The following is a 10541-nucleotide window of genomic DNA, read 5'->3' as shown; positions in this document are numbered from 1 at the left end:
GCGTCCTTGGCTGATCAGGCGGTCTCGGTGTCCTGGTTGACGAACAGCACCACCTGCCAGGGACCGACCTGGGCCGCCTGGCCGGGGACGATCAGGCAGAAGCGCTGCTCCGGGTCGAACCACTCCCCGGCGGCCTGGACCACGAACAGCCGGGTGTCCTCGCCCACGCCGTAGGCCAGTTGCTCGGCGCGGCTCATGCTCTGGTGGGGCAAGCCGCTCATGCGCTGGCGAGCCAGGGTGGCGACCTTCGATTGCGAGGCGATGATGGCCTGGCCGAGCCAGTCCAGCGCGCCCTGTTCGCCGGCACCGGCGGGCATGCGCAGGCCGATCACCAGGCGCTGGCGGGGGGAACGGGCGTCGGGCAGCTGGATGGCGAAGCCCTGCTCCAGGCCCTGGAACAGCAGGCAGCGGTAGCCGACGCGAATGCGCGCCAGGACCGCATCCAGCCAGTCGAGCACTTCGTCGTAGCCACGCTTGAGGTCCAGGTAGTCCAGGGGGGCGAATGCGGGTACGCCGGCCACCGGGTCCAGCGCGCACCAGGCGCCGGCCATGCCCACCAGCAGGCCGTAGAGGCGATCCGGGGTAGCGACGCGGCTGTTCAGCGCTGCTTCCACTTCCGGCAGGCGTGCCCACAACGCGGTGAGCTGGCGGCCGATCTCGGCACGGTCGTCGTCCTGCCCGGCCTGCTCGGCCTGGCGCAGGCGACCGCCGAGGAACAGGCACTTCTCCCGCGCCCGGGCGCAGAGTTCGGCCACTGCACGGCCGAGGTCGGATTCGGGGAGGATGCGCGGCGTTGGCGCGGCATAGGGCTGGCGCACGAAGCCGCCGCCCTCCTTGGCAATGCGCAGCAGCGGCAGGCACACCGAATCGGCCCGGCCGCTGTCGGTGACCAGGCGCGCGGCGGGCCGCCAGACCAGGATCGGCTCCGGGTGCTCGCCACTGGCCAGGTCCGGCACCGCCTCGCCGACCTGGGACTGCAGGCGACCGCGCAGCGGCAGCACCTGGCCGCTGCGGCCTAGGGGGTTGATGGCGAGGTAGACGGTGGTGCTGGCGGTGGGCGATTCGGCGATGGCGGGGCCGACATCCAGCTCCAGGGTGGCGCCGTCGCCGGGCTGCAGGCTCACCGGCAAACCGTCGGGGAGGATGGCCTCCAGGGCCAGCACGCGGATGAGGCCGGCACTGAGCGCGGCGGGGTCGAGTTCGAGTTGGCTGAGCCCCCAGAACCAGGGGTTGGCGGCGTGACCGAAACGGGCGGCGAGGACCTCGGCGCGCAATCCCTGCAGCTGGAAATGCTGGGGCAGCAACTGCATGCCCTCGTGCCAGCAGACTGCGTCAGGCAACACGTTCATACCACTCCCCTTCGACATCCTTGACCATCCCGCAATGCGGTTTCCCGCTGTTTCAGGGGCTCGGGTTCACCGCCCGTCGTCACCCATCAGGCGAATCTCTCGGCTGTCGAACCTGAGCCACACACGGCTCTGCTCATCCAGCCGCAGGCGGTGAGCACCGGGAGTGTTATAGCCGGCGAAGACCAAAAGTCCAGCCGAGCGGCGGCCGGAAAACGGAAAGTCCTGGACCTGCATCAACTGCCCCGGAACCAGCTCCAGGCTCCACACGGAAAACTGCGTGCGGTAGTCGCGGCGGTACTGCTCGCGCTCGCTGAACCACTGCCGCGCATTGACGCTGGAGAGCAGCTTGAACAGGTCCGGGTCGTCCACCGCCACGAAGTCCACCGCCAGGGGGGTGTCGTCGTTGGCGCGGGGAGCGACATCGAGGGTGATTTCGTCGAGCTGGACGCGCGGCGCGAACAGCCAGGCGCAGCCAGCCAGGGGCAGTACGGCAAGGGCGAGCAGGAGGATTCGGAGGCGGAATTTGAAACGTCCGTGCTTCATGGAGGTCCGTTCTTGGTTTGCGTTTGCAAATTTATAAACCTGTTCTAGCGTGTCTGGATAGTTCGTCTGACAGACGAATCTGTAGGACCGCCACGGACAGGCACCGGCTCCAGGCCGCGTCGTTCCGGCGGCCTCGCAAGGGAGTGCAATGGCAGGCGTCGCCGAGGCATTGCGCTCGAAGCATTGCATCGGAGCCCCCTCACCATGGCAGAAAGCACGCAGCACAAGCTGGACCGGATCCGCCCGCCCCGCGTCCAGATCACCTACGACGTCGAGATCGGCAACGCCATCGAGAAGAAGGAGCTGCCCCTCGTGGTCGGCATCCTCGCCGACCTCTCCGGCAAACCCGACAAGCCCCTGCCCAAGCTGATCGAACGTCGCTTCACCGAACTCGACCGCGACAACTTCAACGAGGTGCTCGCCTCCATCGAACCGCGCAGCACCCTGCAGGTGGAGAACACCATCAGCGGCGACGGCAGCAAGCTCAATGTCGAGCTGCGCTTCCGTCACTTCGACGACTTCGACCCGGTCAACATCGTCAAGCAGATCACCCCGCTGCGCCGTCTCTACGAGGCCCGCCAGCGCCTGCGCGACCTGCTCACCAAGCTCGACGGCAACGACGACCTCGACAAGCTGCTGCAGGAGGTGGTGAGCAACACCGAAGGCCTGCAGGAGATCAAGTCCGCCCGCCCCGAAGGCGAAGCGCCGGCCGCTGAAGGCGCCGCCGCAGCCGATGGCGAAGCACCGGCCGAACCGGCCTGACCGCCCCCCGAATTCCCGGAGACAACGCAATGGCAACCGAAGCCGGTGCATCCAGCGAGAGCACGACCCAGACCCTGACCCTGCTCGACCGCATCATCGCCGAGGGCCGCATGGCCCACGACGAGAGCCAGCAGGGCTACGCCCGCGACCTGCTCGCGGAGTTCGCCACCCAGGTCCTCGACGAAGGCATGGCCATCGACAAGGACACCGTGGCCATGATCAACGACCGCATCAGCCAGATCGACAAGCTGATCAGCGACCAGCTCAACGAAGTCCTGCACCACCCCGAGCTACAGAAGCTGGAAGCCTCCTGGCGCGGCCTGCACATGCTGGTGGACCAGACCGAGACCAGCAGCCGCCTGAAGCTGCGCCTGCTCAACGTCACCCAGAAGGAGCTGCAGAACGACCTGGAGAAGGCCGTCGAGTTCGACCAGAGCGCGCTGTTCAAGAAGATCTACGAAGAGGAATACGGCACCTTCGGCGGGCACCCGTTCAGCCTGCTGGTCGGCGACTACGCCTTCGGCCGCCACCCCCAGGACGTGGCCCTGCTGGAGAAGCTCTCCAACGTCGCCGCCGCCGCTCACGCGCCCTTCATCGCCGCCGCCAACCCCAAGCTGTTCGACATGAACAGCTTCACCGAGCTGGCCGTGCCCCGTGAGCTCGGCAAGATCTTCGAGAGCCTGGAGCTGATCAAGTGGCGCAGCTTCCGCGAGAGCGAGGATTCGCGCTACGTCTCCCTGGTGCTGCCGAACTTCCTCCTGCGCCTGCCCTACGGCCCGGACACCAAACCGGTGGAAGGCATGGACTACGTCGAGGACGTCAACGGCACCGACCACTCCAAGTACCTCTGGGGCAACGCCGCCTGGCTGCTGGCCGCGCGCATCACCAGCGCCTTCGCCAAGTACGGCTGGTGCGCGGCGATCCGCGGCGCCGAGGGCGGTGGCGCGGTGGAAGGCCTGCCGGCCCACACCTTCCGCACCCTGTCCGGCGACCTGTCGCTGAAGTGCCCGACCGAAGTGGCGATCACCGACCGCCGCGAGAAGGAGCTGAACGACCTCGGCTTCATCTCCCTCTGCCACAAGAAGAACACCGACATGGCGGTGTTCTTCGGCGGCCAGACCACCAACAAGGCCAAGGTCTACAACACCAACGAGGCCAACGCCAACGCACGCATCTCGGCCATGTTGCCGTACGTGCTGGCCGCCTCGCGCTTCGCCCACTACCTGAAGGTGATCATGCGCGACAAGGTGGGCAGCTTCATGACCCGCGACAACGTGCAGACCTACCTCAACAACTGGATCGCGGACTACGTGCTGATCAACGACAACGCGCCCCAGGAGATCAAGGCCCAGTACCCGCTGCGCGAAGCCCGCGTGGACGTCTCGGAAGTGGCCGGCAAGCCGGGGGTCTATCGCGCCACGGTGTTCCTGCGCCCGCACTTCCAGCTGGAGGAGCTGACCGCCTCGATCCGCCTGGTGGCCAGCCTGCCACCGCCGGTAGCGGCCTGACCCGACGCCCCCGCCGGCCGCTCCGGCGGGGGCTCGCCTCTCTCACGATCCACCCCGTTTCCAGACCCAGGAGTTATCCGCGATGGATGCCATCATTCTCGACCTCGGCGACGACATCAAAGGCGACAGCCTGCTCGAGGGCTACACCGACAAGATCGAGTTGATGTCCTACAGCCACAACGTGGCGATGCAGGTCACCAACGACGTCAGCAACTCGGAACGCACCTCCGGCAAGCCGCACATCGGCGAGTTCACCGTCACCAAGTTCGTCGACACCGCCACCCCCTCGCTCAACGAATACTGCTGCGCCGGCAAGCCCATCGCCACGGCCAAGATCACCATCGGCCGCAACGCCGCCGAAGGCGACGGCAAGCTGTTGCCGTTCATCATCTACACCCTCGACAACGTGGTGCTCTCCAACGTCAGCGTCAGCGGCGGTGCCGGCGGCAAGCCGGTGGAAACCCTCTCGCTGAACTTCACCAAGATCAAATGGGAACTCACCGCGCAGAAGGACGACGGCACCAAGGAAGGCACCGCCGCCTCCACCTGGGACCTGGCCGCCAACAAGCTCGTCAAGTAAGGACGCCGCCGCTCCATGCCGTACAGCGGACTGCTGCCCCCCCTGTTCGAGCGCCTCTCCGCCCAGGCGGACGAGGCGCCGGACTTCGACCGCGACGCCCTGGCCGAGTCCGTCCGCCTGGAGCTGGCGCGCCTGCTCAACACCCGTCGCCCACCCCGCGCACCCGGCCGGCCACTGACCGTGCTGGACTACGGCATCGCCGACTGGAGCGCCCTGCAGGCCCTGCGGGTGGATGACCGGCGCCTGTTGTTGAGGGATCTGCGCGCCGCCGTGCAGCACTTCGAACCCCGCCTGCAGCTGAGCGAGATCGACGTCGAGGCCCTGCCCGACCAGCCCCAGCGCCTCGGCATCCGCCTGGCCGGGCACCTGCGCAGCGGTCGCCGCAGCTGGCCGGCGCTGTTCCTCCTCGCCCCCGGCGACGACGGCCTGGAGGTGCGCCATGAGCGACTCGATTGATGCCGACCTGCTGGACTACTACCAGCGCGAACTCACCTGGCTGCGCCACGCCGGCAACAGCTTCGCCCAGCGCTACCCGAAGGTGGCGCGGCGCCTGGAACTGGCCCCCGGCGAATGCCCGGACCCCCACGTCGAACGGCTGCTGGAAGGCTTCGCCCTGCTCAGCGCGCGGCTGCACCGGCGCCTCGACGACGACTACGCCGAGTTCAGCGACGCCCTGCTGGAGCAGCTCTACCCCCTGGTGCTGAGGCCCCTGCCCTCCTGTGCCATCGTGCAGTTCGAGCCGGACCCGACCCAGGGCAGCCTCGCCGAAGGCTACCGCCTGCCCCGCGACACGCCGCTGTTCGTCACCACCCGCGACGGTGCCAGCGTGCACCTGCGCACCAGCGCCGAAGCCGTGCTCTGGCCGCTGCGCATCCGCGAAGCGACCCTGCTGGACGGCGATGCCGCCGTGGCCTTCTCCGGCCACCCGCGCGCACGCTCGGCCCTGCGCCTGACCCTGGAATGCCTGGGCGAATTCGACTGGTCACAACTGCCGGTGCGCCACCTGCGGGTGCACCTGGCCGCCTCGCCGATGACCAACGCCACCCTCTACGACCTGCTCGGCGCCCACAGCCTCGGGGTGTGGAGCGGCGCCCCGGACAGCCCGCTGCAGCTGGTGCCCGGCGAGGTCGCCCCGGTGGGCTTCGCCGAAGACCAGGCGCTGCTGCCCGACGAAGACGGCCAGCACCCCGGCCTGCGCCTGCTGGCGGAGTACTTCGCCTTCCCCGACAAGTTCGCCTTCTTCGACCTGCCGCTGCTGCCACCGGCCGGCGGCGGGCGCGACTGCCAGGTGCTGATTGCCTTCGACCGCGCCCCATCGGGCCGGCCGCACCTGCAGGCCAGTGAACTGCGCCTGGGCTGCGCCCCGGCCATCAACCTGTTCCCGCGCACCTCCGAGCCCCTGCGCCCGGACGGTACCCGCAGCGAATACCGCCTGGTGGCCGACGCCCACCGCGAGAGCAGCGTGGAGATCCACAGCGTCCGCAGCGTCCGCGCCGCCACGCCCCAGGGCGTGCGCCGCGTGCCGGCCTACTACGGCCACAGCCATGCCGGCGCCGGCCTCTACTGGCATGCCCGGCGCGTCCAGGGCCTGAACCCGGCACGCCCCGGCAGCGACCTGCTGCTGAGCCTGGTGGACACCGCCTTCGACCCGCTGCACGACGCCCCCGAATACAGCCTCACCGCCGAGCTGCTGTGCACCAACCGGCACCTGGCCGAGAACCTGCCCGCCGGCACCCGGCTGGGCTTCGAGCGACCCGGCCCGGTGGCCCTGGCCAGCCTGCTGGCACCGCCCACGCCGCAGAGCCTGCCGCGCCTCGCCGGCCCCTCGCGCTGGCGCCTGGTGTCCCAGCTCAGCCTCAACCACCTGTCCCTGGTGGAAGGCCCCGAGGCCCTGGACGCCCTGCGCGAACTGCTGCACCTGCACAACCTGCGGGACGAAGCCGGGCCCCGGCGCCAGGTGGACGGCCTCGTGGAACTCACCAGCGAACGGGTGGTGGCGCGGGTCGGCGACGACGCCTGGCGCGGCTGGCGCAACGGCCTGGAGGTGCGCATCCGCCTCGACCCGCAGCACTTCGCCGGCAGCAGCGCCGTGCTGTTCTCCGCCGTGCTGGCGCAGTTCTTCTCCCTCTACGCCACGCCCAACCGCTTCGTGCGAACGGTGCTGGTGGATCACGACAAGGAGGTGCGGACATGGCAGCCCCAGGCCGGCAAGCCCCTCAGCCTCTGAGCCAGCGCCTGCGCGACAGGCCCCAGGCCTTCGAATTCCTCCAGGCCCTGTTGCTGCTGGAGCGCGAGCGCCCCGATGCCATGCCACTGGGTCAGGGCAGCAGCCCGGATGACGAGGCCCTGCGCCTGCGCGGGCCGCTCACACCGACCTTCGCCGCCAGCCAGGTGGAACGCCTGGAGGAAAAGCCGGGGCAGCCCCCTGTGCTGAGCACCGCCGTATTCGGCCTCGGCGGCCCCGACGGCCCGCTGCCCTACGCCTACCAGGAGTGGCTGCAACAGCGCGCCCGCCACAAGGACCATGCCCCGGCCGAATTCCTCGACCTGTTCCAGAACCGCCTGCTCGCCCAGCTCTACCGTGTACTCGGCCGGCATCGCCTGGCCCTCGGCTTCCAGCCGCCCGAGCAAGCCCCCGTGCACCCGCCGCTGCTGGCACTGGCCGGCCTGCTGCCGCGCAGCCTGCAGCAGCGCATGGACCTGCCGGACGCCGCCATCACCGCCCGCGCCGCGCTGTTCAACGGCCCGCGCCGCTCCCTGGCCGGCTTCGCCGTGCTGGTGCGCCACCAGTTCGGCGTGGCGGTGGACTACGAGGCCTACCAGGGCGCCTGGCGGGAGATCCCCCCGGCCAGCCGCAGCCGCCTGCAACGCGGCGGCCGCAACCTCGGCCTGGGCCGCGACGCCATCGCCGGTACCCGGGTGTGGGACGAGCACGCCGGCATCCGCCTCACCCTCGGCCCGCTGGGCACCGAACAGGCCAATGCCTACCTGCCCGGCGGCGAGCAGCACCGACGCCTTGCCGACCTCGCCGGCCTCTACCTCGGCCCCGACCTGGACTGCCACCTGCGCCTGCTGGTGCGCCCCGGCGCGCCGTTGCGCCTGGACCGCCAGCAACCGCCACGCCTGCGCTGGAGCGGCGGGCTGCACCTGGCCGCAGCAAGCACCTTGCAACGCATCGACACCCACCTGCGGCACAGCGATGCCGGCCTGCCGTCCAAGGAGACGCCCTGATGGAACTCGCCGCGCTCATCGGCCGCCTCAACGCCGACAGCCGCCGCGCCCTGGAGCGGGCTGCCCAGCGTTGCCTGCAGCGCACCCACCACTACGTGGAGATCGAGCACCTGCTGCTGGAGCTGCTGGATATAGAAGGCGGCGACCTCGCCTGGCTGCTGCCGCGCTTCGGCCTGGAGCGCGACGCCGTCGCCACCGAGATCAACCGCGCCCTGGAGCTGTTCAAGGCCGGCAGCACCCGCACCCCCGCGCTCTCCGCCCAGACCATCGGCCTGCTGGAAGACGCCGTGGTGCAGGCCAGCGTTCAGGGCCAGGCGAGCATCCGCTCCGGCCTGCTGCTCGTGGCCCTGCTGGACCGCGACGAACGCCGCAGCCTGCTGCTCAACAGCGCCTCCTCACTGCTGCGCATCCCCCGCGAAGCCCTGCGCGCCAACCTGCTGGAATGGACCCAGACCTCCCGTGAGCACACCGGCAGCCCCGGCCCGGCCGGCAAGACCCGCCCCGCCCAGGAAGCGCCCCAGGACAGCGTGCTCGACCAGTACACCCAGGACCTCACCGCCGACGCCCGCGCCGGGCGCATCGACCCCATCGTCGGGCGCGACGGGGAGATCCGCCAGAGCATCGACATCCTCCTGCGCCGGCGGCAGAACAACCCGATCCTCGTCGGCGCCCCCGGTGTCGGCAAAACGGCCGTGGTCGAGGGCCTGGCCCTGCGCATCGCCGCCGGTGACGTGCCGCCGCCCCTGCAGAACGTCATCCTCCGTGTACTCGACCTCGGCCTGCTGCAGGCCGGCGCCGGGGTCAAGGGCGAGTTCGAGCAGCGCCTCAAGGGCGTGATCGACGCCGTACGCAACAGCGAGCAGCCGATCATCCTGTTCATCGACGAGGCCCACACCCTCATCGGCGCCGGCGGCAGCGAGGGCGGCAGCGACGCCGCCAACCTGCTCAAGCCGGCCCTGGCCCGTGGCGAGCTGCGCACCCTGGCCGCCACCACCTGGCTGGAATACAAGAAGTACTTCGAGAAAGACCCGGCCCTGGCCCGCCGCTTCCAACTGGTGCAGGTGGAAGAGCCCGACGAGGCCACCGCCGTGGAGATGCTGCGCGGCGTCGCCGCCAAGCTGGAGCAGCACCACGGCGTGCAGGTGCTCGACAGCGCCATCCACGACGCGGTCAAGCTCTCCCACCGCTACATCTCCGGCCGCCAATTGCCGGACAAGGCCATCAGCGTGCTCGACACCGCCTGCGCCCGGGTCTCCCTCGGCCAGCACGACGTGCCGCCGCCGCTGGAAAGCCTGCGCCACCGCCAGCAGGCCCTGGGCGAGGAACTGCAACGCCTGCGCCGGGAACAGGCCACCGGCCTCGACCACCGCGAGCGCATCACCGCCCTGGAGCAGGAGTCCACCGGCAACCAGGCCGCCATCCGCGAACTGGAAACCCGCTGGGGCGAAGAGCGCGAAGCGGTGCGCGAACTGCTGGAGGCCCGCCGCGAACTGCTGGCCCTGAGCGAGAGCGCCGACGCCAGCCACCCCGACGAGGCCCTCGACGAGCGCATCGACCACCTCGCCGCCGAACTCACCCGGCTGGAGGCCGGCCTCGACGCCATCCGCCAGGACGACCCCCTGGTGCCCGAGCAGGTGGACTCACGCACCGTGGCCGCCGTGATCGCCGGCTGGACCGGCATCCCCATCGGCAAGATGCTCGCCGACGAAGCCTATGCCGTGCGCACCCTCGGCCAGCGCCTGGGCCAGCGGGTCATGGGGCAGGACAGCGCCCTGGGCACCATCGCCCAGCGCATCCAGGCCTACCGCGCCGGCCTCACCGACCCGGCCAAGCCGGTGGGCGTGTTCCTGCTGGTGGGCCCCACCGGCGTCGGCAAGACCGAAACCGCCTACGCCCTGGCCGACGCCCTCTACGGCGGCGAACGCAACCTCATCAGCATCAACCTCTCCGAGTACCAGGAAGCCCACACCGTCAGCCAGCTCAAGGGCGCCCCGCCCGGCTACGTCGGCTACGGCACCGGCGGCGTACTCACCGAAGCCGTGCGCCGCCGGCCCTACTCCGTGGTGCTGCTGGACGAAATCGAAAAGGCCCACCCCGACGTGCTGGAAGCCTTCTACAACGTCTTCGACAAGGGCGTGATGGAAGACGGCACCGGCCTGGTGGTGGACTTCAAGAACACCGTGATGCTCGCCACCAGCAACGTCGGCGCCGAACTGGTGCTGGACACCCCCACCGACCAGCTCGGCAGCGACGCCTTCAACGAACGCCTGCGCAAGGTTCTGCTGCAAGCCTTCCGCCCCGCCTTCCTGGCCCGCATGACCGTTGTGCCTTACCGCCCGCTGGACGAAACCACGCTGGAAGGCATCGTCCTGGCCAAGCTGGAAAAACTGCGCGAACGCTACAAGGCCGCCACCGGCAAACAGTTCGACTTCGACCCCGCCATCGTCAAGGCCGTGCTCGCCAAATGCAGCGCAGCGGGCGCGCGGGACATCGAGAATGTGTTGATGGCGCAGGTGACGGGGAAGTTGGCGGAGTGGGTGTTGGAATGAATTCGAACTCAAGCACTGT

9 protein-coding genes are annotated in these 10541 nt (G+C 69.7%); 7 read left to right on the top strand and 2 right to left on the bottom strand.

Annotated elements, in window-relative coordinates; translation table 11 throughout:
- Positions 1-14 precede the first annotated feature (14 nt).
- Together tssK and PotMrB4_RS12610 are read right to left on the bottom strand one after the other, a co-directional pair.
- Positions 15-1349 carry a type VI secretion system baseplate subunit TssK gene (gene tssK / locus PotMrB4_RS12615; protein ID WP_172433461.1) on the bottom strand — a complete coding sequence of 445 codons (1335 nt, stop codon included), beginning with the start codon at positions 1347-1349 and terminating at the stop codon, positions 15-17.
- Between the two features lie 66 nt (positions 1350-1415).
- The gene (locus tag PotMrB4_RS12610) at positions 1416-1892 is read right to left on the bottom strand and encodes a type VI secretion protein (RefSeq protein ID WP_172433460.1); all 477 of its coding nucleotides are present in this window, start codon (positions 1890-1892) and stop codon (positions 1416-1418) included.
- A gap of 204 nt (positions 1893-2096) precedes the next feature.
- On the opposite strand from PotMrB4_RS12610, the gene tssB reads away from it, so the two are divergent.
- The 7 genes from tssB to tssH all read left to right on the top strand — a co-directional run bounded on the left by tssB (position 2097) and on the right by tssH (position 10522).
- On the top strand, positions 2097-2654 hold the full coding sequence (gene tssB / locus PotMrB4_RS12605; RefSeq protein ID WP_044404012.1) for a type VI secretion system contractile sheath small subunit: 558 nt from the start codon (positions 2097-2099) through the stop codon (positions 2652-2654).
- A gap of 29 nt (positions 2655-2683) precedes the next feature.
- Positions 2684-4162, top strand: a complete 1479-nt coding sequence (tssC, locus tag PotMrB4_RS12600) for a type VI secretion system contractile sheath large subunit (protein ID WP_172433459.1) — start codon at positions 2684-2686, stop codon at positions 4160-4162.
- 82 nt (positions 4163-4244) lie between these two features.
- Positions 4245-4742 (top strand): Hcp family type VI secretion system effector, encoded by a 498-nt coding sequence (locus PotMrB4_RS12595; protein ID WP_074971089.1) that lies wholly within the window; start codon positions 4245-4247, stop codon positions 4740-4742.
- A gap of 15 nt (positions 4743-4757) precedes the next feature.
- A complete protein-coding gene (gene tssE / locus PotMrB4_RS12590; RefSeq protein WP_142009784.1) occupies positions 4758-5198 on the top strand; it encodes a type VI secretion system baseplate subunit TssE in 441 nt (146 codons plus the stop codon).
- Positions 5182-6969, top strand: coding sequence for a type VI secretion system baseplate subunit TssF (tssF, locus tag PotMrB4_RS12585; RefSeq protein WP_172433458.1), 1788 nt, complete (start codon positions 5182-5184; stop codon positions 6967-6969). The genes tssE and tssF overlap by 17 nt, the downstream gene beginning before the upstream one ends.
- The gene (gene tssG / locus PotMrB4_RS12580) at positions 6933-7973 is read left to right on the top strand and encodes a type VI secretion system baseplate subunit TssG (protein WP_172433457.1); all 1041 of its coding nucleotides are present in this window, start codon (positions 6933-6935) and stop codon (positions 7971-7973) included. Before tssF ends, tssG begins: the two co-directional genes overlap by 37 nt.
- Positions 7973-10522 (top strand): type VI secretion system ATPase TssH, encoded by a 2550-nt coding sequence (gene tssH / locus PotMrB4_RS12575; protein ID WP_172433456.1) that lies wholly within the window; start codon positions 7973-7975, stop codon positions 10520-10522. The genes tssG and tssH overlap by 1 nt, the downstream gene beginning before the upstream one ends.
- Positions 10523-10541 lie beyond the last annotated feature (19 nt).

Origin of the sequence: Metapseudomonas otitidis (genome assembly GCF_011397855.1) — a bacterium.
Taxonomy (GTDB): Bacteria; Pseudomonadota; Gammaproteobacteria; order Pseudomonadales; family Pseudomonadaceae; genus Metapseudomonas; species Metapseudomonas otitidis.
Note: the sequence above shows the minus strand (reverse complement) of the source record. Positions and strands in the feature narration are given on the sequence as shown.

Excerpts from the sequence above, each read along its gene's own strand:
- tssH (WP_172433456.1), top strand. The coding sequence starts at position 7,973 with ATGGAACTCGCCGCGCTCATCGGCCGCCTCAACGCCGACAGCCGCCGC.
- tssK (WP_172433461.1), bottom strand. The coding sequence starts at position 1,349 with ATGAACGTGTTGCCTGACGCAGTCTGCTGGCACGAGGGCATGCAGTTG.
- tssC (WP_172433459.1), top strand. The coding sequence starts at position 2,684 with ATGGCAACCGAAGCCGGTGCATCCAGCGAGAGCACGACCCAGACCCTG.
- tssG (WP_172433457.1), top strand. The coding sequence starts at position 6,933 with ATGGCAGCCCCAGGCCGGCAAGCCCCTCAGCCTCTGAGCCAGCGCCTG.
- tssB (WP_044404012.1), top strand. The coding sequence starts at position 2,097 with ATGGCAGAAAGCACGCAGCACAAGCTGGACCGGATCCGCCCGCCCCGC.
- tssF (WP_172433458.1), top strand. The coding sequence starts at position 5,182 with ATGAGCGACTCGATTGATGCCGACCTGCTGGACTACTACCAGCGCGAA.
- PotMrB4_RS12610 (WP_172433460.1), bottom strand. The coding sequence starts at position 1,892 with ATGAAGCACGGACGTTTCAAATTCCGCCTCCGAATCCTCCTGCTCGCC.
- tssE (WP_142009784.1), top strand. The coding sequence starts at position 4,758 with ATGCCGTACAGCGGACTGCTGCCCCCCCTGTTCGAGCGCCTCTCCGCC.
- PotMrB4_RS12595 (WP_074971089.1), top strand. The coding sequence starts at position 4,245 with ATGGATGCCATCATTCTCGACCTCGGCGACGACATCAAAGGCGACAGC.